The organism is Streptomyces sp. NPDC030245, from assembly GCF_055572995.1.
In genome coordinates, this window is record NZ_JBVICF010000010.1 from 367,533 (window position 1) to 394,073 (window position 26,541).

The 26,541-nt window shown below is 73.1% G+C and carries 18 protein-coding genes; 1 reads left to right on the plus strand and 17 read right to left on the minus strand.

Annotated features, from left to right (window positions below):
* The 10 genes from ACZ4Z4_RS27035 to ACZ4Z4_RS27080 all read right to left on the minus strand — a co-directional run bounded on the left by ACZ4Z4_RS27035 (position 1) and on the right by ACZ4Z4_RS27080 (position 14,846).
* Entirely contained in the window at positions 1-1,953 is a 1,953-nt protein-coding gene (locus ACZ4Z4_RS27035; RefSeq protein ID WP_468332483.1) for an anthranilate synthase family protein, read from the minus strand.
* Positions 1,950-2,573 carry an isochorismatase family protein gene (locus ACZ4Z4_RS27040; RefSeq protein ID WP_468332486.1) on the minus strand — a complete coding sequence of 208 codons (624 nt, stop codon included), beginning with the start codon at positions 2,571-2,573 and terminating at the stop codon, positions 1,950-1,952. The genes ACZ4Z4_RS27035 and ACZ4Z4_RS27040 overlap by 4 nt, the downstream gene beginning before the upstream one ends.
* A gap of 51 nt (positions 2,574-2,624) precedes the next feature.
* On the minus strand, positions 2,625-3,800 hold the full coding sequence (locus ACZ4Z4_RS27045; RefSeq protein ID WP_468332488.1) for a 3-deoxy-7-phosphoheptulonate synthase: 1,176 nt from the start codon (positions 3,798-3,800) through the stop codon (positions 2,625-2,627).
* A gap of 35 nt (positions 3,801-3,835) precedes the next feature.
* Complete coding sequence (locus tag ACZ4Z4_RS27050; RefSeq protein ID WP_362999721.1) at positions 3,836-4,324, minus strand: PhzA/PhzB family protein; 489 nt, start codon at positions 4,322-4,324, stop codon at positions 3,836-3,838.
* Positions 4,325-4,618: 294 nt separating this feature from the next.
* On the minus strand, positions 4,619-5,533 hold the full coding sequence (locus ACZ4Z4_RS27055) for an aromatic prenyltransferase (RefSeq protein ID WP_468332491.1): 915 nt from the start codon (positions 5,531-5,533) through the stop codon (positions 4,619-4,621).
* 96 nt (positions 5,534-5,629) lie between these two features.
* Positions 5,630-6,700 (minus strand): methyltransferase, encoded by a 1,071-nt coding sequence (locus ACZ4Z4_RS27060; RefSeq protein ID WP_468332494.1) that lies wholly within the window; start codon positions 6,698-6,700, stop codon positions 5,630-5,632.
* 55 nt (positions 6,701-6,755) lie between these two features.
* Positions 6,756-7,637, minus strand: coding sequence for an aromatic prenyltransferase (locus ACZ4Z4_RS27065; RefSeq protein ID WP_468332497.1), 882 nt, complete (start codon positions 7,635-7,637; stop codon positions 6,756-6,758).
* A 1,568-nt stretch (positions 7,638-9,205) separates the two neighbouring features.
* On the minus strand, positions 9,206-10,915 hold the full coding sequence (qcrB, locus tag ACZ4Z4_RS27070; RefSeq protein WP_468332500.1) for a cytochrome bc1 complex cytochrome b subunit: 1,710 nt from the start codon (positions 10,913-10,915) through the stop codon (positions 9,206-9,208).
* 416 nt (positions 10,916-11,331) lie between these two features.
* Positions 11,332-12,867 (minus strand): FAD-dependent oxidoreductase, encoded by a 1,536-nt coding sequence (locus ACZ4Z4_RS27075; RefSeq protein WP_468332502.1) that lies wholly within the window; start codon positions 12,865-12,867, stop codon positions 11,332-11,334.
* A gap of 914 nt (positions 12,868-13,781) precedes the next feature.
* Complete coding sequence (locus ACZ4Z4_RS27080) at positions 13,782-14,846, minus strand: polyprenyl synthetase family protein (RefSeq protein ID WP_468332555.1); 1,065 nt, start codon at positions 14,844-14,846, stop codon at positions 13,782-13,784.
* Positions 14,847-15,459: 613 nt separating this feature from the next.
* Here ACZ4Z4_RS27080 and ACZ4Z4_RS27085 point away from each other — a divergent pair.
* Positions 15,460-16,083 carry a hypothetical protein gene (locus ACZ4Z4_RS27085; protein WP_468332504.1) on the plus strand — a complete coding sequence of 208 codons (624 nt, stop codon included), beginning with the start codon at positions 15,460-15,462 and terminating at the stop codon, positions 16,081-16,083.
* Positions 16,084-16,350: 267 nt separating this feature from the next.
* Here the strand turns inward: ACZ4Z4_RS27085 and ACZ4Z4_RS27090 are convergent, their stop codons facing one another.
* The 7 genes from ACZ4Z4_RS27090 to ACZ4Z4_RS27120 all read right to left on the minus strand — a co-directional run.
* The gene (locus ACZ4Z4_RS27090; RefSeq protein ID WP_468332558.1) at positions 16,351-17,766 is read right to left on the minus strand and encodes a nitrosuccinate lyase; all 1,416 of its coding nucleotides are present in this window, start codon (positions 17,764-17,766) and stop codon (positions 16,351-16,353) included.
* 742 nt (positions 17,767-18,508) lie between these two features.
* Positions 18,509-20,728, minus strand: a complete 2,220-nt coding sequence (locus ACZ4Z4_RS27095) for an FAD/NAD(P)-binding protein (RefSeq protein WP_468332506.1) — start codon at positions 20,726-20,728, stop codon at positions 18,509-18,511.
* Between the two features lie 337 nt (positions 20,729-21,065).
* Positions 21,066-21,293, minus strand: coding sequence for a hypothetical protein (locus ACZ4Z4_RS27100; protein WP_468332508.1), 228 nt, complete (start codon positions 21,291-21,293; stop codon positions 21,066-21,068).
* A 588-nt stretch (positions 21,294-21,881) separates the two neighbouring features.
* The gene (gene mvk, locus ACZ4Z4_RS27105) at positions 21,882-22,958 is read right to left on the minus strand and encodes a mevalonate kinase (protein WP_468332510.1); all 1,077 of its coding nucleotides are present in this window, start codon (positions 22,956-22,958) and stop codon (positions 21,882-21,884) included.
* An 840-nt stretch (positions 22,959-23,798) separates the two neighbouring features.
* Positions 23,799-25,325, minus strand: coding sequence for an MFS transporter (locus tag ACZ4Z4_RS27110; protein WP_468332513.1), 1,527 nt, complete (start codon positions 25,323-25,325; stop codon positions 23,799-23,801).
* A gap of 206 nt (positions 25,326-25,531) precedes the next feature.
* Positions 25,532-26,062: a TetR/AcrR family transcriptional regulator gene (locus tag ACZ4Z4_RS27115; protein ID WP_468332516.1), complete on the minus strand. Its 531-nt coding sequence runs from the start codon at positions 26,060-26,062 to the stop codon at positions 25,532-25,534.
* Between the two features lie 211 nt (positions 26,063-26,273).
* The coding region (locus ACZ4Z4_RS27120) for an adenosylhomocysteinase (protein ID WP_468332519.1) at positions 26,274-26,541 on the minus strand (268 nt) is incomplete at its 5' end.

A 26,541-nucleotide genomic window follows, 5' to 3' on the forward strand; every position in this document is an offset into this window, starting at 1 on the left:
TCAGGCCGGGTCGGGGGTGCGGGCGGGGGCCAGGAGGCCGGCCAGGACGGTGCCCACGATGCGCGGGCCCTGGCGGGTGAGGACGGATTCGGGGTGGAACTGAAGGGAGGCGAAGCCCGGTCCGCGCAGGGCGTGCACCTCCGCGGTGGCCGCGTCCCGGCTGACCTGGACCCGCTGTCCGTCGGGCACGCCGGGCACGCCGTGGGTGGTGAACTCCTCGTCGTCGCTCAGCAGCGCGAAGGTGTTGTAGTAGCCGACGTGTTCGGGGGTGCCGAACAGGTCGATCTCCTTTTGGACGCCCTGGTTGGGCACGCTCCTGCGGCGCAGGGGCAGGCCCAGTTGCAGGCCCAGGACCTGGTGGCTGAGGCAGACGGCCAGGAAGGGGCGCTGTTCGCGCAGCAGGGTGGCCACGGCGGTGTGCAGGTGGTGCATCTTGGGGTGGGCGACTTCCTGCGGGTCGCCGGGGCCGGGGCCCATCACGACCAGGTCGTGGCCCTCGAAGGTGTAGTCCTGGTCGTAGCGGCGCACGGTGACGTGCAGGCCCAGGGAGCGCAGCTGCTGGTCGATCATCGAGGTGAAGGTGTCCTCGGCGTCGACGACCAGGACCCGGCGGCCGGCCAGCTGGGGCAGGGCGGCGCCGCGGTCGTGCAGGTCGGAGAGCCAGAAGCCGGCGATGGTGTCGTTGCGCAGTTCCAGGGCGCGGCGGACGCTGGGGTGGTCGGCGAAGCGGGTGGTGGTGTCGCCGTTGAGGGCGGCGACCAGTCCGGCGGCCTTGGCGCGGGTCTCGGCGGCTTCGGAGGCGGGGTCGGAGTGGCGCACGATGGTGGCGCCGACGCCGATGGCGATGCGGCCCTGGTCGTTGATGTCGGCGGTGCGGATGAGGATGGCGGAGTCCAGTACCCGCTCACCGCGGGCGTCGCGGCCGATCAGGGCGGCGGCGCCGCTGTAGTAGCCGCGGCCGCCGGGCTCGTACTGGTGGATGATGCGGCAGGCGCTTTCCAGGGGGCTGCCGGTGACGGTGGGGGCGAACATCGTCTCGCGCAGGATGTCGCGCACGTCGTGGTCGGTCTGGCCCTCGATGAAGTACTCGGTGTGGGCGACCCGGGCCATTTCCTTGAGGTAGGGGCCCACTACGCGGCCGCCGGTGTCGCAGATGCGGGCCATCATCTTCAGTTCCTCGTCGAGGACCATGTAGAGCTCGTCGGTCTCCTTGCGGTCGCCGAGGAATTCCAGCACGCCTTCCAGGGTGGAGCCCGAGGGCGGGTAGCGGTAGGTGCCGCTGATCGGGTTCATGACGGCGGTGCCGTCCTGGAGGCTGACGTGGCGCTCGGGTGAGGCGCCGACCAGGATGCGGCTGCCGGTGTGGATGAGGAAGGTCCAGTGGGCGCCCGATTCGCGTTCCAGCAGCCGGCGGAAGAGGGCCGGGGCGCTGGCGGGGCTGTAGTCGGTGATGTCGGCGACGAAGGTGCGCTTGATGACGAAGTTGGCGCCTTCGCCGGTGCCGATCATCTCCTTGGTGATGCGGCGTACCACGTCTTCGTAGGCGGCGTCGTCCACGTCGAAGTCGCCGCCCGAGAGCGGGGTGGGGGTGTCGGGCAGGCGCATCAGGGCCTGGTCCAGGGGCAGTTGCTGCTGGCCGGTGACGGTCATGGCCACCAGTGGGGTGCCGTCGTCGGCGCAGGCGAAGCCGCGTTCGGCCAGCTGCCGGTAGGGCATGAGGACCAGGACTTCGTGGTGGGGGGCGGCGTTGGGGGCGGGGGCGTCGGGCAGCGGGATGTCGGCCAGGGTGGCCGGCAGGGACACCGTGCCGGTCAGCACCTCCACGGTGCCCGGGCCGGTGGTGCCGGGCCGGTGCAGCAGGGCGAAGGCCTCCGCGTGGCCGTCCAGCGCCTGGTCCAGCAGGTCGGCGGCCCGCGGGGCGGGGGTGGTGGGGGTGGGTGGTGTCTGTGTCATGTGAACAGCCCCTTGACGGTGGTGACCCGGGCGCAGCGCTCGGCGGCGTAGGTGAGGGCCGAGCGGTGGTAGTCGTGGGAGAAGTCGGCGGTGGCGTCCGCGACGAAGAACGGCTGGATGTCGTGGGTGAAGGCGTCGATGGCGGTGGCCAGGACGCCGACGTGGGCGTAGACGCCGCACAGGATGAGCTGGTCGCGGCCGGCGGCGCGCATCCGCTGGAGCAGGTCGGTCTTGAAGAAGGCGCTGTAGCGCCACTTGGTGAGCAGCCAGTCCTGTTCGGTGGGGGCGAGGGCGTCGACGACCTGGCGGTCCTCGGGGGCGGGGCGCATGCCCGGGCCCCAGAAGTCCTTGAGCAGGCCGCGCTGTTCGTCGTTCATGCCGCCGGGCTGGGCGGTGTAGGCGACGGGGATGCCCAGGGCGGCGCAGCGGTCGCGCAGCTGGGCGGCGTTGGTGGTCAGGTCCTGGCGCAGGCCGTCGGGGAAGGGCTTGAGGAAGTAGCGCTGCATGTCGTGGACGAGGAGGACCGCGCGGTCGGCGTCGGCGGTCCAGGACACGGCGGCCGGGGGCAGGTCGCCCTCGGCGGGCAGGGGGTAGGGGCTGATGGGGGGTATGCCGGTCATGGTTCCAGTCCTTGGACTTGATGCGTGGCTGGGATGCGGGGGGGGTGGGGGTCAGGCGGGCCAGGCGTTGACGGCGTGCAGGGCCTGGGTGGGGTTGAGGCGGGGGTCGCAGCAGGAGGTGTAGCGCTCGCCCACCTTCTCCAGGTCGGCCTCGGTGCTCGCGCACTCGGTGACGTCGTCGGGGGTGGTCTCCAGGTGCAGGCCGCCGGGGATGCCGCCGCCGTCGCGGACGGCCTGGACGAAGCCGGTGATCTCGCGGGCGACGGTGTCGACCATGCGGGTCTTGTAGCCGCCGGGTGCGGTGATGGTGTTGCCGTGCACCGGGTCGCTGAGCCAGATGGCGGGGTGGCCGGCCTCGCGGACCGCTTCCACCAGGCGCGGCAGCCGCTCGGCGACCGCATCCGCGCCCATCCGCGCGATGAGGGTGAGGCGGCCGGGGTCGCGCCAGGGGTCCAGCTTCTCGCACAGCGCCAGCAGTTCGGCCACTTCCATGGTGGGTCCGACCTTGCAGGCCACCGGGTTGCTGACCTCGGCGAGCAGCGCCACGTGGGCGCCCTCGACCTGCCGGGTGCGCTCCCCGATCCAGGGCCAGTGGGTGGAGCCCAGAAAGAGGCGGCCCTTGTCGTCGGTGCGCAGCATGGGCATCTCGTAGTCAAGGAGCAGTGCTTCGTGGCTGGTCCACACCAGGGGTTCGACGGTGTCGCGGCCGGCGGCCCGTTCGCGCCAGCCCAGGTGTTCGAGGATGTCGCCGGCGGCCATGTAGCCGGTGAGGATTCTGAGGGGGTCGGGGCGGCGGCTTTCGGCGTCGGGTTCGGGGCCGTTGACCATGTGGCCGCGGAAGACGGGCAGTTCGAGGCCGTCGATGATTTCGGTGGGCTTGGAGCGGGGTTTGGCGAACTGGCCCGCGATCCGTCCCACGCGCAGCACCGGCTGGCCGGTGATCAACCCGAGCTGGCCGGCGAGCAGGTCGAGCAGGGCGGCCTTGCGGGCCACGTGGCGGGGGGTGCATTCCTGGGGGTCCTCGGCGCAGTCGCCGGATTGCAGGACCATGGCCTGGCCGCGGGCGACCTTGCCGAGCAGGGTGCGCAGGGTGGCCAGGTCGTCGCCCTGGACGAGCGGGGGGCGGGCGGCAAGGGCCTCGCCCACCCGGTTCAGCTGGGAAAGGTCGCTCCAGTCGGGTTGCTGCAATGCCCCGCGGATACGAATCTCCCGTATAACGTCTTCCATGACGTACTCCGATCCAGCGGTGTGGGGGTGGTTTTTCAGGTGGGAATTCCGGTGCGCTTGATCTCGGGCACCGGAATGCCGAGCGCACGGAGCTGCTGGAACGGGTTCATGAATTCGCGATTACGCTTGATCTTCCCGTTGTCCAGTTCGAAGGAGTGCAGGAAGTGGTTCTCGTAGTAGCCCTCGGGGTAATCGCCGAAGCAGATCTTTCCGCGTCCGTCGCATTCCACCCAGATGTGGTTGGGGTCCTGGGTCTCGAAAATCTGGATGTTGTACCACTCCCAGTCGGGGAAGCACTTCAGTGACCACACGGCGTGCTCGGCCAGGCGGTCGCGGCCGACCGTCTCCACGGGGGAGCCGGTGTCGGTGGTCCACAGGCCACCGCGGCCGTCCTCGGTGAACAGCTCGTGCCGGCGCAGCCGGTCCTGGCCGCGGGTGTGCATGTACTGCTCGACGGTGGCGCGGTTGCGGCGGCGCAGTTCGGCGGCGTCGGTGAATTCCTGACCCGTGGCGGAATCAGACATGGGTGTCCCCTTCTGTGTTTGCTGAGTGAATTTGGGGGGACACGCGGCAGGCGTAGTGTTCCCCCCCTGTCGGCCGTGAGTGATCTTGCCTGATCCAGCAGGGCAGATCAACACCGTTCTGACGTTACGCTACTGAATAGGTGTAACGTTCAACTTTAATATGGGCATGGTGGGGCATGCACCGGTGGCAGCAGCACGGAATGCCCCCTGGGGCGGTAAAAGGGGGCGGGCTGGAAAGCGAATTGCCCGAGCCGGAATCATTCCGGGCTCAGGCAAGGCGCGAGTGGCGGGGCGTCAGATCTCCTGGTTGTGGACCGCGCTGATCACTTTCCGCATCAGCGGGGAGAGCTGGTAGTAGGGGCCGAGGTTGAGGTAGTGGCCCTCGGGCGCCCACTTGACGGCCGCGATGACGATGGGCTCGCCCTCGTAGGCGCGCGGGGCGCCGTCCACGAACGCCCGCACCTGCGCGGTGACGGGGGCGGGCAGCGCATCGGGGTCCCAGCCGCGGGCGGGCGGCGGGGCGTAGCAGATCCGCTCGATGCCGGCGCTGTCCCAGCTCAGGGTGGTGTAGATCCTGAACGAGCGGCGGGCGAAGTCCAGCATCGGCTCGCCGGGGGCGGGCAGCCCGATCTCGCGGTGCAGGGACAGCAGGGTCTCCGGGGCCCGGCACTCGTCGGAGAGGTCGGTGAAGTACAGGTTGAGGGTGCGGCGCGGGTAGTCGATGCCGATCATCGCGACGTCGGTCAGGCCGTGCCGTTCGAGCAGGCCGGCGCAGCGGGCCAGGGCGGGCGGCATGCCGGGCAGGTCCGCCAGGCGGGAGATCTTCTGCACGTCCTGCGGGAAGTGCGCGTAGATCTTGTTGAAGCCGCCCACGACGCCGCCGTCGACGAGGTACTCGCTGATCTCGCACCGGTTTTGCAGGTGCGGGAGCAGTGAGTGGACCGGGTGGCCGTCGGGGGTGACGAAGCCGTGCCGCACCGCGGTGGCGTAGGGGTCGGGGCCGGCGGCCGGCACGGTGACGGTGTAGTCGAGCTCGGCCGGGGCGCTCTGGCTGGTGGAGATGCTGTAGACGACCCCGGCCCGCTCCAGGCCCTGCCCGTAGGCGCTCAGCACGGGGTGGACCTTCTCGCGCGCGCAGGGCACTGACGCCAGCCGGGCCGCCGCGGCGATGGCCGTGTACACCTCTTCGATCCCAGTGTCTGGGGACATCTCTCCTCCATGTGCGCTCGGCGCGGGTTCGCAGCGGGGCCCGGTGCGGGCGGGGCGGATGCGGTCAGCCGGTCAGCCGGTCAGCAGCTCGGCCGGTCAGACCTTGGTGGCGCACAGGATGGCCTGGACGGGGATGACGTCGCGGGGCACCTCGGCGGGGTCCTTGGTGATGGCCTTGGTGACCTTGAAGCCGCACTCCTCCAGCCAGCTCTGGTAGGTGGAGATCTTCTGCGGGCCGCCCTGGCCCATGGTGCAGCCGATGAAGAAGGCCGGGAAGAAGTCGACGTTGTAGTTGTCGGTGTCCCGGATGTCCTCGGGGTAGACCGGCACCATGATGTGGACCTGGCCGCCCGGCTCCAGGGAGCGGTGCACGCCCTTGAGGATGGTGAAGACGTCGTCCTTGTCGAACATGTCCAGGAAGTGCTTGATCAGGACGGTGTCGAAGCCGGTGGGGATCTCGTCGAAGACGTTGCCGCCGATGAAGGAGCAGTGCTCGGCCACCCCGTGCTGCTTGAAGTTCTCCAGGCAGGTGCTCTCCTTCTCCGGCAGGTCGAAGGTGGTCACCTTCAGCCCCGGAGAGGCCTTGTGCCGGTAGGTGTGGATCGCGCCGAGGCCGGTGTTGCCGGCCACGTCCAGGACCTGCGCACCGGCCGGGACGTCGATGTTGGCGAAGAACCAGGGGTCGATGTTGGCGGTGACGTTGTTCATCAGCGTCAGCCAGGCGTCGTTGAGGTCGCTGTGGTCGGCGACGATGTCGTACAGGGTGCCCTCGCCGGCGCCGTAGAGCTCCTTGAGGCCGACGATGGTGCCGGTGCGCACGCTGTCGGTGAGGTAGAACAGCTGCCGCAGCGCCACCACCTTGATCATGTTCATGTAGGTGAGGGCGCGCTTGAGGTCGCTCTCGGCGACCTCGGCGAGCGCGTCCAGGCGGTAGCCGCCCGTCTCCTCGTCCTGGGCGACGAAGCCCTCCTTGACCATCAGGAACATCAGCTGCTCGACCGCGTCGGGCTTGGCGCCGACGGCCTCGCCGAGCTCGGCCGCGCTCTGGCCGGGCCGCTCGCGCAGCCGGTCGACGAGGCCGAGCTCGAAGACGGACAACAGGCTCATGAACCGCGAGGGGCCCACCATGTATTCGCGAAAGCGCGCGAGGGTGGCTTCAGTTGTCATTGCGGCTGGTCCCTTTCGAAGTGGTGGTGCCGGGCTTGGGGCGGGGGTGTGCGGGTCAGGAACGGCCGCCGATGTACGAAAGGTTCAGCCGGCTGTCGGTACGCCACTGGTAGTACGACTGGAGCTTGTAGTACTCCTCGCCGCCGGCGGTGACCGCGGCGTAGACCATCTTGGGGGTGTCGATGCCGTAGGGGACGCTCTTGAGGAACTGCTCGACCTTGGCGCCCAGCCGGGCGGAGAGCTCCAGGGGGTCCTCGGTCTTGACGCTGTAGGCGATCCGCTCGACCTTCTGGGAGTCCCAGTTCAAGGTGGCGTAGACGCCGAAGGCCCGGCCGCAGAAGTCGAGCATCTGCTCGCTGGGGTCGGGCAGGCCGATCTCGCGGTGCATCGCCAGGACGGTCGGGGCGGAGACGACCTCGGGCGAGGCGGCGAAGTACACGTTCATCGTCCTGCTGGCGTAGTCGATGCCGATCAGGTCGACCTGATCGGCCAGGCCGTAGCGGGCGAAGAAGCTCTCGGTCGCGACCAGGCTGGGCGGCATGGAGGGGATCTCGGCCAGGTGGGCGAGGCTCTCGTGCCGGCCGCCGGGGAAGTACACCCAGATCTTCTTGAATCCGCCGACGACGCCGAAGTCGACGCCGTAGCTGTCGATCGCGCAGTGCTGCTGCACGTCGGTGATGAGCTTTTCGATGGGGTGGCCGCTCTGTTGGGTCAGGCCCTTGTCCAGGGCGACGGCATAGGGGTCGATGCTGCCGGGCACGGTGAAGCGGCAGTCGAACTCGCCCTCGTGGCGGGCGTTGGTCGCCACCCGGAACGCGATCACGGCGGTGGGCAGCACGTCCTCGAACGCGGCCAGGATGGGCCACACCTTCTCGCGTGCGCAGGACACGTCCAGCAGCCCGGCGGATTCCTCGACGGCAGCGTAGACACCTGCCACATCGGCGTTTCCCGACATCATTCCTCCATAGGTGAATTCTTCGGCGCCCGGGTGAGCGGCGGCACGGTACGGGCGGCGCACCGGGAGCCGGGAGCCGGGTGGAAGCGGCTGCGGTCCGTGCGCCGGGCGGTGATCGTCCTGCAAGCGCGTGCGCGGCCCGCGGTGGGGCGCACGGACGCGGTGGGGGCGCGCGGACGCGGTGGAGCTGGGGGCGACGAGAGGCGCCGGGGCAGGGCGGGGCGGGCGCGGCAGGGCCTGGCACCGGGCCGCGAAGGCACCGCGCAGCGGCGGGCACACGGCGGCCTCGGCCGGTGTGCCCGCGAGGGGGGTGTCAGAGGGGGCACGGGCCGCGGCCCCGTCACCGAGCAGCCCTGCGGGGACGGGACAGGGCGGGGCGGGGAGAAGATCTGGGGCCCGTGCGGTGCGACAACTCCCCGGCGGCCAGGGGCTCCTCACTCCGACAGGGAGGGGGCACGGCTTTTGGGCAGGGGAGGTCTGCAGAAATAGTGACACGGGCCGGGCCGCACACCAAGGGCCCTACAAAGTGACGTGGGTCACCCCAAACGGATCCGCACGCGCCCCACTCCCCCCGCCCCGGCGACCGGCACCGGCGCCGGTCGCGGGCGGGGCGGGAAGGGGGGCGGGGCGGGAAGGGGGGCGGGGCGGGCGCTCCGGTGATACGGAGCGGGGCAACTCGCCCTGCCAGGCGGTGGGTTGACGTCCTTGCCAGACGGCGGGTTGACGGCTCGCGGGTGACAACCCCGCGCGCCGCCCCACCCCCACTCCCCCGCCCGGCCCGGACACGCTCGCGGGCTGGGCCGGAGGCGGGGGCACTCCGGCGGGGCGAGGCGAGGAAGGCGGGCCCACCTCACCCGGAGGGCACGTGATTGACAGCCGGCGGGCGACTCCCCCGCTCCCGCCCCCGACACGTACGAGGGTGTGCCCAACTCGCCTAACCGGGCGGCTGGTTGGCTACTACTGGCAGGTGACTCCCCCGCCCGGACACGCTCGCACGTCGAGGCCGGAGGCAAGGGCACTCCGGTGTTACGAGGAGGACGTGCCCAACTGGACTCGTGCGGCGGGTGGTTGCTGCTGGCAGGCGGCTCCCGCGCCCATACGCCCCACCCCGCCACCCGGCCCCGACACGCTCACGGCCGAGGCCAGAGGCTAGGACACTTCGGTGATACGAGGAGTGGGCCCAACCCGCCCGTACGCGGCCCCACCCCACTCCCGCCGCCCGGCCCGGACGCGCTCGCACGCCGGAGCTGGAAGCAAGCGCACTCCGGTGATACGAGGGGCGGGCTCAACCCGCTTCACAAGGGCGCTGGTTGACAGCTGACGGGCGGCTCCCCGCCCCGCCCGCACTCCCCCACCAGCCCGGCCCCACGAGGGTGTGCCCAACATGAGGCGGGCGGGCGGCAGGCGCAGGGGGTTCCCGCACGAGGCGGGGGGCGTCGGTGCCGCCGGAGTGGGGGCCTGGCCGGCGGTGGGGGCATGGGGGCGGCGCGGGTGACCCGTCCCCTGGTCGCCCGCGCCGCTGTCCGTGGTCCGGCCCTGGGGCCGTGGGGTCAGTGCGGTTGCTGCCGCTCGGGCTCGCGTTCCTCCACGGCGTCGGGCCGGGCGGCCGGGGGCAGGTGGCCGTTGGAGGAAGCGGGGTCGAGGTGTTCCAGGGCCTGCTGCATCTCCTGCGGGGTGGGGTTGGGCAGCTGCCCGTCGGACAGCCAGCGGCTGAGCCGGTGGCGCAGCATGTCCTTGCGCGAGCGCGGGTTGGGCACGCCGTCGCGGTCCTCGCGCACCGGGGCGGGCAGCGGCCGGGGCACCTCGCGGGAGAGCAGCATGTACTCCTGCCCGCGCTCCAGGCGCTCGTGGACCTCGATGAACTCGCCGTGCGGCAGCCGCTTGATGCGACCGGTCTCGCGGCCGTGCAGGAGCTTGTCGCGGTCGCGCAGTTGCAGGCCGATGCAGATCCGCTTGGTGATGACGTAGGTCAGGGCGGGGACGACGAAGACCCCGATGCGTACCGCCCAGGTGATCGCGTTCATGGACAGGTGGAAGCGTTCGGCGAGGATGTCGTTGGAGCCGCCGAAGAACAGCACCAGGTAGAAGGCGGCCAGGGAGCAGACGAACGCGGTGCGGGTGGGCTGCTCGCGGGGCCGGTCCAGCAGGTGGTGCTCGCGTTTGTCGCCGGTGATCCAGGCCTCGATGAACGGCCACAGGCAGGCGATGCCGATCAGCAGGGTGGGCAGGACGACGGCCGGGATCAGCACGCCCATGTTGACGGTGTAGCCGGCGACAGCGAACTCCCAGGCGGGGAAGGCGCGCAGGGCTCCTTCGAGGAAGCCCATGTACCAGTCGGGCTGGGAGCCCTGGGAGATCTGGTCGGGCCGGTAGGGCCCGTACACCCACACGGCGTTGATCTGGGCGATGCCGGCCATCAGCGCCAGGACGCCGGAGACCAGGAAGAAGAAGCCGCCGGCCTTGGCCGCGTAGTGCGGCATCAGGGGCTGGCCCACCACGTTCTTCTCGGTGCGGGCCGGGCCGCGGAACTGGGTGTGCTTCTGGTAGACGACCAGGATCAGGTGGAGGGTGACCAGGGCCAGCATGATGCCGGGCAGCAGCAGGATGTGCAGGCTGTAGAAGCGGGGGATGACGTCTGTTGCGGGGAATTCGCCGCCGAACAGGAACATCGTCAGGTAGGTGCCGACCAGCGGGATGGCCAGGGTGACGCCCTCGGCGATGCGCAGGCCGGTGCCCGACAGGAGGTCGTCGGGCAGCGAGTAGCCCAGGAAGCCCTCCAGGGTGACCAGGACCAGCAGGACCACGCCGATCAGCCAGTTCAGCTCGCGCGGCTTGCGGAAGGAGCCGGTGAGGAAGTGGCGCAGGGTGTGCGCCATCGTCGCGGCGATCATGGTCAGGGCCGCCCAGTGGTGCAGCTGGCGGATGAACAGGCCGCCGCGCACCTCGAAGCTGATGCGCAGGGTGGAGGCGTAGGCCTCCGACATCTGCACGCCCTGCAACGGGACGTGCGGGCCCTCGTAGACGGTGTGGGCCATGCTCGGGTTGAAGAACATGGTCAGGTACAGGCCGGTGAGGATCAGGATGATGAAGCTGTAGAGCGCGATCTCGCCGAACATGAAGGACCAGTGCTCGGGGAAGACCTTGCGCATCAGGGTGCGCCACTGGTAGATCCCGAGCCGGCCGTCCGCCCAGTCGGCGATGCGTTCGCCCTGCGGCGCCTTGGTCCGCTCCCGCTGCGGCGCATCTTCGGTGATGCTCATGCCCGCGCGCCCTCCCCTCGCCGCTCGGTGGTCACAGGCACACCCGGGCCGGCCGGTGAGCAGCCGGTGGCGGGGGCGGCCTGCAGCGGCGCAAACGGGCCCGTGCCCTGAAGCGGGTCGAACGCTATCGACACCCGCGGCGGCCCGACAACCGAGCTCGAGCCGGAATCCGGTCTCAACTCGACCGTTTCTTGAGCGAGTTTCAAGTGGCGCCGTCGCCCGGTGGTCTCAGGCGCGCCCAACAGGGCGGAGAAGTGGGTGGAGTTGGTGCCGCGCGCCCCCCTGGGGCCGCTCAAGTCGGCGTTGACAGCGGGTAGTTGCTGCGCTGTTGTCATGCCCGAAGCCTATGTCGGCGCCCCGGACGGCCTGCGGCCGCCTCCCGGTTCCCGGGCTTCCGGATTCCTGGGTTCTCGGGTTCAGGGGTGGCGGCCCTCGCCGGCCGGGGCGGGGGCGGGCCACTGCGCCGAGGAGCCGGCCGGGTGCAGCCGGGCGGAGCCGGTGGCGATGCCGATGGCGGGCGGGACGGCCGGGGCGGTGCGGCGCCGGGCGTGGGCGCCGTGGGTGATGCTGGGCGGCGCCGGGCGGCCGGACGTACCCGCGACGGTGGAGGCGGACGGGTGGGGGCGGGGGACGGCGGCCAGGGGGCCGGCCGCCTGGAGGCGGGCCAGCAGCCGGGTCGCGGCGTGCGGGTCGGTGGCCGCCCGGGCCGCGAGGCGGGCGGTGTAGCGCCGTGCCAGGCGGGCGCGCAGGCCGCGCGGCGGGCGGGGGGCGATGCTGGTGGTCAGGTGGCGGGTGCTGGCCTGCCAGGCAGGGGCCAGGCGGTGGGCCAGCGCGCGGCGCAGCCGGTAGGCCAGGCCGACGGTGGTGCCGTGGCCGGCCAGGACGTGGTCCAGGACCAGGGCGCCCTGCACGGCCAGGGTCATGCCCTGGCCGTGGGCGGGGTCCACGGCGGCCAGGGCGTCGCCGATGACCAGGAACTGGTCGGGCCAGCGGCGCAGTTTCTCGTAGTGGCGCCAGCGGTTGTCGGTGCCGGTGCAGGCATAGACGGGGCCCAGCGGGGTGGCGGTGCGCAGCAGGTCGCGCAGCAGCGGGTGGCGCAGCTTGCCCGCGGCGTGCAGCAGTTGGGCGTGGTCGGCGGGCGGCTTCTCGCCCTCGGGGAGGGTGAGCGTCACCGACCAGCGGCCGCCTTCGAGGGGGGTGAGCATGCCCTGGCGGGGGTTGTCGGGGCCGGCCATGAGCAGCAGGCTCTGCCAGTCGGCGACATGGCCGACGGGCGGGGCGAACACGCTGGAGACGTACGTGGTGCGGGTGGCGGCCACCGTCTCGGACGGCGGCTGGTAGCCCAGGGCGGCCAGCCAGGCGGGGGCGCGTGAGTGGCGTCCGGAGGCGTCCACCACGAAGTCGGCGGTTATCAGGTGTTCGGTGTCCCAGCCGCCGGGGCGGTGGCGGTTGCGGGCGCGCGCCCATACGCCGGTGACGGTGCCGTGGCGGTCGGGGTGCAGGGCCAGTACTTCGTGGCCGGGCAGGAAGTGCACGGCCGGCTCGGCGCGCAGGCGTTCGCGCAGCACCGCGTCGATCAGGTCGCGGCCGGCGCTGAGCATGGTCAGGCCGGAGGTGAAGCGGGGCAGCCAGCCGGCCGGGCCCAGCACCAGGGCGTCGTTCGGCAGGCCGACCTCGACGGCGCCGGCGCGCCGCAGGTCGCCGCCGATGCCGGGGAAGAGCTGTTCCAGGCCCTGCTGGGCGGCGGTGGTCAGGGTGTGGGTGTGCCGGGCCTGGGCCACGCCCCGGCGCCGGGCAGGGCCGGGGCCCAGCGGGTCGCGTTCGATCACGGTGACCCGGTCCACGGAGTTGGCCAGGGCCCGGGCCGCGGTGAGTCCGGCGAAGCCCGAACCGATCACCACGGCGTGGCCGCGGCCGCTGCTCCCGTCGACGCCGCGTGCGTCCCCACTCATCTTGGCCGCCCTTCCGGTGCGTTCGTGGTTGCATCATGCGGGGCGGGGCGGCCCGTGCGGTGCGCTTCGCGCAACTGCGCGGTGCCGCGCGGCGGCTGCCGTCCCCGCCCGCGGTCCGGCCGCCGGATACCCCCAACAGCCGTGCCCGGGGCCCGACTTGCCTGGTGAGCACCCCTGCCCCGGCCCCTCCCGGCGTCTTGGCGCCCGGCACGGGCCGGCCCGGACCGGCCCACGGCTTCAAGCGCGCCTCAAGGCGCCCGCGACGCTCCCTCCGCCACACATCGAGCACCCCGGCTCCAGCCGGCTCCGGGGCACGCGGGGGTACCGGTGCCGGCGCCGGCTCCTCCTGTGCAGGTGCAGGCTCCGGTGCCTGAGCCGGAGCCGGGGTCACGCTGGTGCCGGATGCGGTGCCGGGGCGAGGCTGGCGGCGGAGCCGGTGTCGGTGTCGGTTCCTGCGATGCGGGTGCAGGCTCCGGTGCCGGAGCCAGTTCCTGCATCGGTCCGGTGCCGGTGGCGGAGCCGGTACCGGTGCCAGTGCCGGTGCCAGTGCCGGTGCCGGTGCCGGTGGCGGTGGCGGTGGCGGTGGCGGGGACGATGCCGGTGCCAGTGCCGGTGCTGCCGTGCCGGTGCGAGGCCGGTGACGGTGCCGGGGATGGGGCGGCGTGTCCATCGCGGCGGGGGCTCTTCCGCAGCCGCTCCGCGGCGGACCCGTCGCGCCGAACTGTACGCCGCCGGGCGCCAGTTGACCGTAACCGGGCAGAGGGGCCGGGAGGCGGGGGCAGGCCCCGAGGCGCGCCGCGGGCCTGCCCCCGTGCCCGCGCGGACGCGGGGCCGAGGCGGCCCCGGCCCGCCACGGCCGGCCGGGGCCCACCGGCCGGCACCGTTCGGCACCGGCCGTGGCGGGCCGGAGGGGGTCAGGTGGTGCGGTAGGCGGCCTGGGTGGCCATCGTGGTCAGTTCGGTGCGCCAGACCGGGTCGATGGGAAGGTCGGTGATGGCCTCGCAGCCCTGTTCGACGAGGCCGGCGATGTGTTTTTCGACGTCGTCGGGGACTCCGGTGTCCACGAGGCGGCGGCGCACCTCGTCGGGGGTGTGGCCGGGTTCGGTGATCAGGCGGTGGATGCGGGCGTCGCGCTGCATGGCCCAGCTCAGCAGCAGGGTCATCTTGTGCTGGCGGAAGTCGAGGCCGGCGGGTTTGCCGGTCTGGGCGAAGTCGCCGAAGGCGTCCAGCAGGTCGTCGCGGAGCTGGAAGGCCTCGCCGACCGCTTCGCCGTACTTGGCGAAGGCGGGGGCCAGATCGGCCCGCCCGGCCGCGCTCGCGCCCACGACCAGGGGGCGGTGGATGGTGTAGTGGCCGGACTTGGCCAGGGCGATCCAGCGGGAGAGGCGGGGGTCGACCAGGAACTCGGCGGCCGCGGTCATGTCCATGTACTGGCCGATCATCAGCTCCGAGCGCAGGGTGCTCCACACCGGCAGGACCGCGGGGGGCGCCGCGGCCATCAGCTGCTCGGAGTAGACCAGCGCCAGGTCGCCGACGAGGATGGCCACGCCCTCGCCGTAGCGGCGGGACTCGCCCTGCCAGCCGTTGCGGCCGTGCAGCGCGGAGTGCCGGGCGTGCACGGTGGGCAGGCCGCGCCGGTGGCTGGAGGCGTCGATGACGTCGTCGTGGATGAGGGCCGAGGCGTGCAGCAGTTCCAGGGCGGCGGCGGCCGACACCACCGCGGGGTCGTCCGGGTCGCCGTCGGCGGCGAGGTAGCCGGCGATGCAGAAGGCGGGCCGGATGCGTTTGCCGCCCGCCGCGACCAGGTCGGTGAGCGCCGTGACGGCGCCGACCGCCCGTTCGTTCACCTCCGCCCATAATTCGTGCTCGGCGCGGAGGAAGGACCGCAAACGGTCCTCCATCCGCTCCAGCAGTTCCTCGCGGGTGCGGCGCGCCGATGCGGCCAATTCCTGGTCGCTACCGATACAGGCCATTTCCATAGCCACAGCTTTTTCCTTGCGTTGAAGTCGGACACGGGGGGGGTGGGCGGTAACAGCGGCGGGGGCCGGGGGGCCGCCGCCGAGTCCGGTCGCGGCCCGGGCGGCGGCCCGCCGGGAGCGGGGCGGGCGCCGGGGCCGGGCGGTCTGAAGAACCCCTGGAGTTTCCCTCCAGAAAAGAGGAATCTAGAGTTCCCCTTTAGGGCAGATCGATTACGAAATGAAAAATTTACACGCCGCCGGATTACCGCTCTCTTCCCGGCGGGACGCACGTTGACACTCCCCGACCGCTCATGGAACTCTCCGAGTGCACCCATGGCTGCGGCTAGGCAGCCGTGGGGTTCGGGGCAACAACGGGGGGATGGAAGGCGCATGACGGCCATATCCAGAGAGCACATCAGGGCCTGCACCCGAGGGGTCGGCTCCGTTTCGTACGCCGGAATTTCCTAAAAGACCGTCCCGCGGTATCGCGGCGTCTTTCTGCGGCCCATGTTCTGGGGCTCCGGCCGCGCCTCCTCCCCCGGGGACCATCGATCCAGCATTCACTACGGCATCCGGCACGGAGCCCTGCGCTCCGGGCCGGCTGCGGGGCGCGTCAGCTCATGAAGGAGATTCAATGGAGTTTCACTCATGCCCCAGGAACCATGCTCAGGAAACCCCCGCCGCCGCCGGTTCCGTCCTCTGCACCCCCTGCATCGAGCAGCTGGAACGTCACCTGCGCACCCTTCCCGGACTTCACCAGGAAGGACTGCACCACATTCTTCCGACGTCCCGGCGGCGGAATCCGACAAAGGTGTCGGGAAGCCGCAGGCGGGATCACCTGAACATTTCCGCACTCGACGCCAGGAACAATATTTCGGGCATCCTCGACGCGTGGTCCGGCTTCGTCACGGAAAAGCTCGGTGCGGTCTGTCCGGGCCGTTCGGTTCCGGACCAGGCGTGCTTTTTGATCCGTCATCTGGAGTGGCTCACCACCCAGCCGCCGGCGGCTGAATTCGCCGACGAGGTCGAGAGTCTGCGGCTGGAATCGCTGCGCGCCATCGACCCGGAATCCGATGAGCGCGAAGTGCCCGTCATCGGGTGCGTCGTGGACAACTGCCCGGGAACGATCAATACCTCGCCGCGGCACGCGCAGGCCGTCCGCGGCAGTATCGGCTGTACGTCAGGACATTCATGGGAAATGCGCGAACTGCTCACCATCCGACACCTCATGGACCGGCAACGGAAGGACGCCGCATGAACCGCCCCCCGCGCCACAGGCTCGTACCCACGAATGTGGCCGCTCTGGCCACGGGCGTGTCCGAAGCGACCATCCGCAAGTGGGTGAGCCGGGGCAAGATAACCCGCTACGGCACCCCAGGGCGCTCAGAATTCGACATAGAAGAGCTCACTGAGATCGCTCTCCAGCGCCAGCGCTGACCCCCCTCCCCCGGCTGTGCCCGTTGTGCCGGCTGTGCCGGCTGCCGTCCGGGGGCCGGGGGGGGGCGGGCTGCGGCCGCCGCCCGGCTCACCGGAGGTGCTCGCCGGCGGCGGCCGGGCCTGCGGGCTCGCCTGCGGCGAGCGGCGTGCGGGACAGGGCGCGCTCGGTCAGCGCGGCCGCGGCCCCGGTGTAGGCCTGGGGGGCGAACAGGTCGCTGTGGCGGGCGGCGTTCAGGGCGGGCGCCGCGCGCTCGTCCTGGGCCAGGGCCTCGGCCAGCGGCCGGCCGGTGCGCGCGGCCCGGGCGGAGGCCGCGTCCAGCACCTCGCGGGCCATGGCCTTGCCCAGCAGCGGGGTCAGCGCGGCGGCGATCCGCTCGGAGACGATCTGTCCCGCGGTCAGGGCGGTGTTGGCGCGCATCCGCCCGGCGTCCACCGACAGGTCGCCGGCCAGCTCCACCGCCTGGTGCGCCGCTCCCCCGGCCAGCCGCAGCAGGGCGCGCAGCGGCTCCCATTCGGCGTGCCAGGCGCCGGCGGAGCGCTCGTCCTCGCTCAGCATGCAGCCCAGCACGCCCGCCGCCAGCTGCGGTGCCTGCAGGGCGGCGGAGCGGATGGCGGTGGCCAGGACGGGGTTGCGTTTGTGCGGCATCGCCGAGGACGCGCCGCGCCCGGCGGGGGCCGGCTCGTGGACCTCGCCGACCTCGGTGCGGGTCAGCGACAGCACATCCACCGCGATCTTGCCCAGGGCGGTGCAGGTGAACGCGGCCCCGTGGGCCAGCTCCACCACAGGGGTGCGCAGCACGTGCCAGGGCAGCAGCGGGGCACACAGCCCCAGTTCGTCGGCGAACGCCTGGGTGAGGGCCGTGGTGTAGGCGCCGGGGTCGGCGCCCGGGGCGTGGGCGAGGTAGCCGGCCAGGGTGCCGGCGGCCCCGCCGAGCTGGACCGGCGCGTGCGCGCTGAGCGCGGTGAGCCGGTCCGCCGCGTCCAGGACGAGGTGGCGCCAGCCGGCCGCCTTGAGCCCGAAGGTGGTGGGCACCGCGTGCAGGGCCAGGGTGCGGCCGGCCATGAGGGTGTCGCGGTGGGTGCGGGCCAGGGCGGCCAGCTCCTCCTGGAGCCGGTGCAGGTCGGCGCGGATCAGGCGCAGTGCCCGGTGGGCGACCAGGACGGCCGCGGTGTCGAAGATGTCCTGGCTGGTGGAGCCGCGGTGGACGTAGGCGGCCGCGTCCGGGTCCTGGGCGGCCACCAGTGCGGTGAACTCCCTCACCAGGGCGACCACCGGGTTGGCGGACTGGCGGGCCTGGACGGCCAGCGCGGCGAGGTCCAGGCGCTCGGCGCGGGCGGCGGCGGTGATCACCTGGGCGGCGGCCGCGGGCACGGTGCCCAGCCGGGCCTGGGCCCGGCTCAGGGCCGCCTCGGCATCCAGCATGGCCTGTAGCCACGCGCCGTCGGACACGGCGTCCGCCACGGGGGCATCGGCCCAGACCGGCGCGAGCAGCCCGGAATCCAGCCGGGCTGCCCGCGCGGCGGGGGGCGGCTGGGTGGCGGGCGCCCCTTGCGGGGCGGGGGGCGCCTGGGCGGGGGCCGCCTGCGTGGCGGGGGCCGCTGCCTCGGCGGGGGGCGCCCCTTGCGGGGCGGGGGTCGCCTGGGCAGGGGGTACCGCCTGCGTGGCGGGGGCCGCTGCCTCGGCGGGGGGCGCCCCTTGCGGGGCGGGGGTCGCCTGGGCAGGGGGTACCGCCTGCGGGGCGGGGGCAGCTTGGGCGGGGGTCGCCTGAGCGGGGGCTACCGCCTGCGCGGCGGGCGGCACCGGGGAAGGGGTGGCCGCCTGCGCGGCGAGGGGCTCTTGGGCGGGTACCGCCTGCGTAGCGGGCGCCGCCTCGGCGGGGGACACCGCCGGGGAGGGGGTGGCCGCCTGCGCGGCGGGTGCCGCCTGGGCAGGGGGTACCGCCTGCGGGGCGGGGGTGGCGTGGGCGGGGGCCGGCTGCGTGGTGGGTGCCGCCTCGGCGGGGGCTACCGCCTGCATGGCGGGCGCCTCCTGCATGACGGGTGCCGCCTCGGCGGGGGCTACCGCCCGTATGGCGGGCGCCCCCTGCATGACGGGTGCTGCCTCGGCAGGAGGTACCACCTGCCGAGCGGGTCCCGCCTCGGCGGGGGCTACCCCCCGCGTGGTGGGCGCCCCCGGCGCGGCGGGCGCCCCCTGCGCGGGGGGCTCTGCCTGCGCGGGGGGCTCTGCCTGCGCGGGGGGCGGGGGGTCAGTGGGCATGGGTGGCTCCTTGCTCTGCTTGCCGGGTCGGTGCCAGGGCGGGCGCCGGTGCCGGTGACGGGGCCGGGGGTATGTCGGTGCGGGGCGGAGGCGGTGTCGCCCCCGGCGCCGGAGGCGGGGGTGTGTCGGTGCGGGGCGGGGGCGTTGTTGCTCCCGGTGCCGGGGGTGGGGGTGTGTCGGTGTGGGGTGGGGGCGGTGTGGTCAGGGCGGCGCGGGCGATGGCGTCGGCGTCGGTGAGGGTCACCGAGTTGACGCCGGGGCGGATCCCCGCGGCCGTCACCCAGTGCACCGACTCGGTGGGCACGCCGAAGGCGAAGCGGCGCGGGTGGGCCCGGCCGGCCGCGTCGATCAGGTGGAACGGGCGCCGGGTGACGGCCACGCCCTCGCTCACGTAGGGTTCCCGGCCGCGGACGGGAATGCGGTGGGCGGTGCACTGGCCGCTGTCGCGCAGCTGCCGCAGCAGCCGGTCGCCGGTGCGGCGCAGCGTGATCGCGGGCAGCCGCGCCTCGACCAGGGCCTCCACGTGCAGCGCCGAGCCGGGCACCAGCGGGGAGTGGACGGCGTATCGGCCCTGGTGGATGTCCACCCGCAGGCCGGGTCCGACGACCTGCAACACGCCGGCCTCGATCAGCGCGATCATCTCCTCGACGCGGCGGGTCGGCGGGCCGATGGACAGGTGCGCGTTCAGCGGGGTGTACCAGCCGTCCAGGTCGGTGCGGTGGGAGTCGCCGTGCAGGCCGTTGTGGTCGACCGCCAGGCGGATCTCGTTGCGCAGGTCCCGCAGGACGTCCAGGGCCGCCTTGAGGGGGCCGTTGACGTTGCCGGAGCGGGCTTCGGCGACGTCCTGGCGCAGGTGGTCCAGGAGCCAGCCGGTGAAGTCGTGCGGGCCGGTGAACTGCCGGTGGCGGTAGGGGCGGGCCAAAAGGTCCCAGTCGAGACGGTCCTTGTCGCCGATGCCGTAGCCCTCCAGGACGGCGTCGGTCTGCTCCGGCCCGGCCGCGGCGGCCAGGTAGTCGGCCCGGAAGCGGGCCGCCCGGCCGGCGTCCCCGCGCGAGCTGAGCAGGCTGGTGTAGTAGACGGTCTCGGCCTCCCGGGCAATCAGCGGCCACAGGTCGGCTCTGAAGTCCAGGCCGTGCGGGTGGGCGGCGCGCAGTTCCTGGATGCGCCGGGGGGTGAGCAGCAGCGGTTCGTGGCGGCCGTGGGGGCCCTTCTCGTTCTCGCCGCGGGCCTGGTAGGGGATGCCGCGCCGGGAGCCGGCCCACAGCCGGGGCTCCTGGCCGGAGGCCAGGTACAGCAGGCGGCCGCCGGCGCGGGTGAAGGTGCCGCCGCGGCCGGCGGTGAGCTGGGCCAGGTAGTCGAAGAAGTTCAGCCCCAGACCGCGCAGCAGCACGGTGCTGCCCGGGGCCAGTACGTCCAGGTCGACGTCGGCGGGGTTGGCCGGCGCGATGTGGCGCAGCCCCGCGGTGCGGGCCCGGGCGGCGAAGTCCCGCTCGGCGCCGTCGGCGAGGGCCGGCAGATGGCCCTGGCACAGGATGACCGCGTCCAGACCCCGCAGCACGGTGCCATCGCTCAGGGTCACGCGCTGACGGCCGTGACCGAAGGCGCCCTTCGCGGCCGGGACGGCGGGGCCCTCCGCGCCCAGGGTGGTGTCCTCCGCGGCCGGGACGGCGAGGCCCTCCGCGCCCGGGACGGCGGTGTCCCCCGCGCCCGGCGCGGTGGTGTCCTCCTCGTCCAGGGCGGTGGCCAGGGCGCGGTGGGCGGTGACCTGCACGGTGGCGGGTGCGCCGGCCACGATGCGGTCGTAGGCCCAGCGCAGGTAGTGGCCGTAGAAGGCGCGGGTGGGGTAGGTGTCGGGGCCCAGCGTGCGGGCCTGCTCGCGCACCTCGGCCGGGTGGTCGCCGCCGATCTCGCCGGCGGCCAGCGCGCGGGCCCACTCGTGCAGGCTCGGCCCCGGCTCCAGGGGCCCGTGCAGGTCGACGCTGGCGTCGGTGAACACCGATATCTGGCCGGCCACGGTGTTCATGAGCAGGTGCGGGGACTGGTCGGTGCGCCACACCTTGCCCGGCCCGGGCGGGTAGGGGTCGATCACATGGATGTGGACGGTGTGGTGCGGGGGCCGCGAGCGGGCGTTGGCGCACAGGCGCTCGAGTACGGACAGTCCACGCGGTCCGGCGCCTACCACGCACACCGTGCGATGTGTCGCTGTCATGTCTACCGTTTCTGCTGGTCACGCAACGGGGCGGACCGGGTGCGCGGCGGGCCGCGGGGGCGGCGCCGGCTGCCTCCGGCCGGGGAGCACCGTCTCGGGCAGGTGGCCCAGGATGCTCCGGGCGCATGCCCCGCAGGACCGGGAGGGTCCTCGACCGGGCGGCGGCCGGCCCGGGGTGCGCCGAAGGGCGCGGCCGGGCGGGCGCGGGGCGGGTGCGCGCAGGGTGAGCGGGCGGACGGCGGGGCGGGCGGCGGCCGGGGTGATCCGGCACGCGGGCCTCACGCGTGTCCCTCGTGCGCCGGCCGTCATCCGCTGTCGCGGGGCGGGCGGTAGCCGTTCACCATGCGAGCTGGGCGGGGCCCGCGGCCATGCCGCCTCCTTGCCGGCCCGCCGCCGGCAGCAGACCGCTGCGGCGCGGGCTGCCGGTGCGCGGGGTGCCGTTGCGTACGGCGCTGTCCCTGTCCCCGGTGCGGGGGCGGGGCGGCGCGCCGGTGGTGCCGTCATCCCCCCGGTGTCGGCGGGACGGCACACGGGCGCCCGTGCCGGGTACTGCGCTGCCGCTCATGTGCCTGCTCCTCTCGGGTGTGCGGATGGATGGGTGCGAGTGAGTGGGTCGGTGGGTGGGGTGCGTAGTGGTGCGCGGACAGCCGGCCCTGCCCGCGGGCCCGCGAAGGGCATGCCGGTGCAGGACCGGGACGAGGACGTACGACGAGGTCCTGCGCGAGCCGCCGCGCCCCGCCCGCGCAACGGTGCAGAGCCGCAACGTGCCGCAGGCCCGCCCGCGAAGAACCCGGCACCAGGGGGCGCCGGGTCAGGACCGGAACGTACGACCAAGTCCTGCGCCAGCCTCTGCGCCCTGCCCGCACTTCGGTGCAGAGCCGGGACGTGTCGCAGGCCCAAAGAACCCCGCGCCAGGGCGCTGGTTCAGGACCGGGGCGCACCGCCCGCGCGCCCCGCCCGCGCCTCGGTGCAGAGCCGCGACGTGCCGCAGGCCCGCGAGGAACCCCTGTGCCAGGGGCGCCGGTTCAGGACCGGGACGTAGGTACGACGAGGTCCTGCGCGAGCCGCCGCGCCCCGCCCGCCGCGCAACGGTGCAGAGCCGCGACGTGCCCCGGGTCCGCGAGGAACCCCTGCGTCAGGTAGGCGCGCCGGGTCAGGGGCGGGGCGTGTTGTGGTCGGTGCGGGTCTTCAGGGGCAGGACCCAGGTCTGGACGGCGCCGGCGGCGTGCAGTTGCTGGGTGACGGCGCTGGCCTGTTCCGAGGGGGTCAGTGCGATGATGCAGCCGCCCAGGCCGCCTCCGGTGATCTTCGCGCCGAGGCTGCCGGCCGTCAGGGCCGCCTGGACCAGGGCGTCGATGCGCGGGGTGCTCAACCGGGCCTCGCTCAGCAGCTGGTGATAGTCGGTCAGCAGCGGGCCCAGGTGTGTCAGGGTGCCGGTGCACAGGGCGCGGGCGCCCTGGCCGGTCAGGTGGGTGGCGCGGTCGGTGAAGCGCTGCTGGGCGCCGGGGTGCTGCTGGAAGCCGGCGCGCAGCAGCGCGACGGCGTCCTTGGTGCGGCCCACCTCGCCGCTGTCGGCGACGATGAACAACCCCTCGCCGCCGATGGGCAGTTCCTCGGACCGGCCCTGCTGGAACAGCAGCGGGCCACGGGCGCCGACGGCGGTGGCGTCCACGCCGCTGGCGCGGCCGTGGGCCACGTTCTCGGCGCTCTGCACCAGGTCGAAGGCCAGCTGCTCGCCCAGGTCGCGGCCGAAGAGGTCGGCCAGCGCCAGGACCACGGCCCGCGCGCAGGCGGCGCTGGAGCCCAGGCCGCGGCCGGGCGGGACGGCGCAGTCCAGGATCACCTCGAGGTGCACGTCGCGGGAGATGTTCATGACGGTGCGGAACTCGGCGGTCAGCCGGCGCAGCCCGTCGGAGGCCTGGGTGGCCACCGGCCGGGAGGGGGAGCCGGTCATCGTCAAGGAGACCTCCCCGGCGCCGTGCGGGCCGGGCGCGGACCAGCCGGCGCTGGCCGTGACGGGCAGCTGCGGCACCGGCAGCGCCAGGGCGGGCGCGCCGTAGACCACGGCGTGCTCCCCCAGCAGGATGGTCTTGGCGTGGGCGCGGCCGACGCCGACGGTGCGGGCCCGGCGGACGGAAGCCTCCACCGGGGCCGGGGCCGGGGCCACCGCCGAGGCCGGGGCTGGGGGCGGTGGTGTCGGCGTGCTCGGCTGCCCTGGTCGTTTCTGCATGGAGATCGCATCATCCAGACATGTCGGACGGAATGAGGCAGGACACCGCGGCGAAGGCGCCGTGGAGTTGGGGCGGGGCCCATTTCCGGTGCCCGGCACCAGGTGAATGCCACCGGATGAATACCGCCGGGTGAATGCCGCCACGGGTTCGCCGGGCGAGTGCGAGGGAAGCGAAAGATATCGGCGCGCGGGGCGAAGAATGCCGGCCCGCACTCCCTTCGCAGCCCCCGGGGGCGGCGGGAATCGAATCGTCTCGCCGTACGGGAAGGGGGGCGCCCGGCGCCCTGCGGTTTTTGGCCCTCAATCCCCCGCCGCTGTCATGCTTTTGGGCAGGGTGGATGCACTGGAATAGTGACACGCGGGGCGACTCCGCGCCTAGGGCGCCTCGAAGTGGTGTGGGTCACTCGCCCGTACCGGCCTGCGGAAAGGGCGCCAACCAGGCGCCGCAGCAGGCAGGGTGACGCTCCGTCAGCCGTCTGCCGCGACCCGCGCGAGCCCGCCCCGGGCCCTGCCCGAGGACAGCACAACGCCCCAACGCCCCCTCCCCGGACGGGGCCCAGGGACAACCCCCGCGCCGCCTCCGAACAGAGGCCCGCGAACGACACAGCACCGCCCCGGGCCGGGGCTCGGGAACAGCACAACACCACCCCCGACCGGGGTTCGGGAACAACACAGCACCACCCCGGACCAGGGCTCGGGAACAACACAGCGCCCCAGGGCCGGGGCCCGGGGCCACCCCCGCACCGCCCCCGGCCCAGAGCCGGAAAACAACACAGCACCGCCCCCGGTGCAGGACCCGGGGGCGGTGCGGCAAGCCGGCTCGGGGGTGGCCGGCAGCTCTCAGACGCCGGTGGTGGTGGGCTGGGCCACCGCCTCCTCGTCGGGGTCGGCGTCGGCGTCGGCCTCGGCCAGGACGTTGCGCGGGGTGGCGTCCACCTTCTGCATCAGCAGGATGACCAGGACGGCGGCGATGGCCACCAGGACGGCGCCCACCTGGAAGGCGCGCGCGGCGCCGTCGGACTGGGCGACGGTGGGCAGGACGCCGTCACCGACGTGGTCGGTGGTGTAGCGGATGGCGAGCGGGACCAGGGTGGCCAGGCCGAGCGCGCCGCCGATCTGCTGCATGGCGGTCTGCACGCCGGAGGCCAGGCCGGAGTCCTTGCCGGTGACCTGGTAGAGGGCGCCGTTGACCAGGGCCGGATAGCACATGGCGCTGAACAGGCCGAAGACGATCATGCCGGGCAGGACGCCGTTGAGGTAGGTGGAGTCGGCCTCCAGGGTGGAGGCGACGACCAGGCCCGCGGCGGCGCCGAAGAAGCCGATGGCCAGGACCGCCTTGACGCCGATGCGGGGCATCAGGGCGGAGGCCACGCCCATGCCGGCACCCATCGCGAAGGCGAGCGGCACCACGGCCATGCCCGACTTGATCGGGGAGTAGAGCAGGACCTTCTGCATGTAGAGGATGAGCAGGAAGGCGTAGCAGTGGAAGCTGGCCAGCAGGGCCAGGGTCACGACGTTGGAGGTGACCCGGGTGCGGTTGGTGAAGAAGCGGATGGGCACCATCGGGTCGGAGATGCGCGTCTCCCACAGGGCCGCCAGGAGCAGCACGCCGATGCCGGCGAGCAGCGGGACGAGGACGGTGGAGGAGCCCCATGCGTGATCGGCGGCCTTGATCAGGCCGTACACGACCGCGACGAGGCCGCCGGTGATGGTGACCGCGCCGACGAAGTCGACGCTGCGGCCCTCGCGTTCCATGCGGCTCTCGGGCATGACCTTGGGCACCAGGATCAGCGCGGCGATCGCGATGGGGATGTTGATGTAGAAGATCCAGCGCCAGTCGACGTACTCGGTCAGGGCGCCGGAGACGACCGAGCCGATGACGCCGCCCAGGGCCGCGGTGCCGCCCCACACGCCCAGGGCCTTCATCCGCTCCTTGGCGTCGGGGAACAGCACGGGGATCATGCCGAGCGCGGCCGGGCCGCACAGGGCCTCGCCCAGGCCCTGGACGAAGCGGCTGGAGACCAGCATTCCGGAGGACATCGCCGCGCCGCAGGTGGCCGAGGCGACACCGAAGAAGATCACACCGAGCATGAAGATCTTGCGGCGGCCGTACATGTCGGCCAGCCGGCCGCCCAGCAACAGGAATCCACCGGCCGTCAGCACATAGCCGTTGATCACCCAGGCGAGATCGCCCGTCGGGTTGAAGGTCAGATCCTTGTCGATCTCGGGAAGAGCGACGAGCACGATCGTGACATCCATGACGAGCATGAACTGAATCGCCGCCAAAATGGCCAGCGCTTTCCATCGCCGCGGGTCGGCAGCGGGGGCTTCCGCCCCGCCCGTGGACTCTTTGTCGAGAGTACTCATGGCCTGATTACTTCCTCCGAATAAAGTGCGACCCAAGCAGGGTGTCCGCGCGGACGTTGCGGCCCGTGCCGGTGAGTTGTCCGCCCCCTGCTGTTCGCGGGGTGGCGTCCGTCTCCACCGGTACGACGAAACAGCGCCGCCGAATGTGAGGGCGCGGCCCCAAGTGGTGTGCCGCACAGCGGAACGGGGGGCTGTCGCAGGGGGTTTCAGCCCACCAGGTAGCGCTGGATGGTGGGGGCGATGTGGGCGACGACCTCGTCGACCGTGGCGGAGGCGAGCGGCTCCAGCTTCACGACGTAGCGCAGCACGGCCACCCCCCACACCTGGGCCTGGGCGGCGTTGATGTTCAGGGGCGGTACGCCGAGTGCCGCGGCGACCTCCTGGAAGTCTTTGGGCGGCTCGTCGAGGGAGGCGGCCAGCTGCTGGAAGATCTGCTGGGACATGAAGTCCCGCATCCGGGCGGCGCCTTCCTCCCCGGCGAACACGGCGCTGAAGGCGGCCAGGAGCTGCGGCCGGGTGGCGGGGTCCTCCCATTTGGACAGGGCCGCCCGCAGCAGCCCCTCGGCCAGCTGGGCGCGTTCACCGCTCAGCGAGGCCGCGCCGGCCCGGGCCAGCGCCTCGCCGATGTCGTTCAGGGCGGTGGCGCCCTCTGCGGCCGTGGCGCCTTCTGCGACGGTGGGGCCTTCTGCCGGTGTGGCGCCTTGTGCGGCGGTGGGGCCTTCTGCGGCTGTGGGCATCGCTCCTCCTTCGTTGGGGACGCGGCCGGCGGGTGGGGCGGCGGGCCGCGTCTGACTGGTGTGGACCGCCCCGCCCCGCCGGGCCCGCCACGGCACGACAGGGCGGGGTGGCGGGTCAAGGGCGTTGGCGGGGGCGGGAGTTGGGGGCCCCCGCCGTAGGGGCGGGGGCCTGCGGGAGCGGGGCTGACCGGCCGGTGGCCGGGTTGGCCCGTCAGTAGCGGTAGTGGTCGGGCTTGAAGGGGCCTTCGACCTCGACGCCGAGGTAGGCGGCCTGCTCCGGGCGCAGCGTGGTCAGCTTCACCCCGAGGGCGTCGAGGTGGAGGCGGGCGACCTTCTCGTCCAGGTGCTTGGGCAGGACGTAGACGCCGGTGGGGTACTGCTCGGGCTTGGTGAACAGCTCGATCTGGGCCAGCGTCTGGTCGGCGAAGGAGTTGGACATCACGAAGGACGGGTGCCCGGTGGCGTTGCCCAGGTTGAGC

What these genes read in the sequence shown, in the direction of transcription:
- ACZ4Z4_RS27035 (WP_468332483.1), bottom strand. Translation starts at nt 1,953, where the DNA reads ATGACACAGACACCACCCACCCCCACCACCCCCGCCCCGCGGGCCGCC.
- ACZ4Z4_RS27040 (WP_468332486.1), bottom strand. Translation starts at nt 2,573, where the DNA reads ATGACCGGCATACCCCCCATCAGCCCCTACCCCCTGCCCGCCGAGGGC.
- ACZ4Z4_RS27045 (WP_468332488.1), bottom strand. Translation starts at nt 3,800, where the DNA reads ATGGAAGACGTTATACGGGAGATTCGTATCCGCGGGGCATTGCAGCAA.
- ACZ4Z4_RS27050 (WP_362999721.1), bottom strand. Translation starts at nt 4,324, where the DNA reads ATGTCTGATTCCGCCACGGGTCAGGAATTCACCGACGCCGCCGAACTG.
- ACZ4Z4_RS27055 (WP_468332491.1), bottom strand. Translation starts at nt 5,533, where the DNA reads ATGTCCCCAGACACTGGGATCGAAGAGGTGTACACGGCCATCGCCGCG.
- ACZ4Z4_RS27060 (WP_468332494.1), bottom strand. Translation starts at nt 6,700, where the DNA reads ATGACAACTGAAGCCACCCTCGCGCGCTTTCGCGAATACATGGTGGGC.
- qcrB (WP_468332500.1), bottom strand. Translation starts at nt 10,915, where the DNA reads ATGAGCATCACCGAAGATGCGCCGCAGCGGGAGCGGACCAAGGCGCCG.
- ACZ4Z4_RS27075 (WP_468332502.1), bottom strand. Translation starts at nt 12,867, where the DNA reads ATGAGTGGGGACGCACGCGGCGTCGACGGGAGCAGCGGCCGCGGCCAC.
- ACZ4Z4_RS27080 (WP_468332555.1), bottom strand. Translation starts at nt 14,846, where the DNA reads ATGGAAATGGCCTGTATCGGTAGCGACCAGGAATTGGCCGCATCGGCG.
- ACZ4Z4_RS27085 (WP_468332504.1), top strand. Translation starts at nt 15,460, where the DNA reads ATGGAGTTTCACTCATGCCCCAGGAACCATGCTCAGGAAACCCCCGCC.
- ACZ4Z4_RS27095 (WP_468332506.1), bottom strand. Translation starts at nt 20,728, where the DNA reads ATGACAGCGACACATCGCACGGTGTGCGTGGTAGGCGCCGGACCGCGT.
- ACZ4Z4_RS27100 (WP_468332508.1), bottom strand. Translation starts at nt 21,293, where the DNA reads ATGAGCGGCAGCGCAGTACCCGGCACGGGCGCCCGTGTGCCGTCCCGC.
- mvk (WP_468332510.1), bottom strand. Translation starts at nt 22,958, where the DNA reads ATGCAGAAACGACCAGGGCAGCCGAGCACGCCGACACCACCGCCCCCA.
- ACZ4Z4_RS27110 (WP_468332513.1), bottom strand. Translation starts at nt 25,325, where the DNA reads ATGAGTACTCTCGACAAAGAGTCCACGGGCGGGGCGGAAGCCCCCGCT.
- ACZ4Z4_RS27115 (WP_468332516.1), bottom strand. Translation starts at nt 26,062, where the DNA reads ATGCCCACAGCCGCAGAAGGCCCCACCGCCGCACAAGGCGCCACACCG.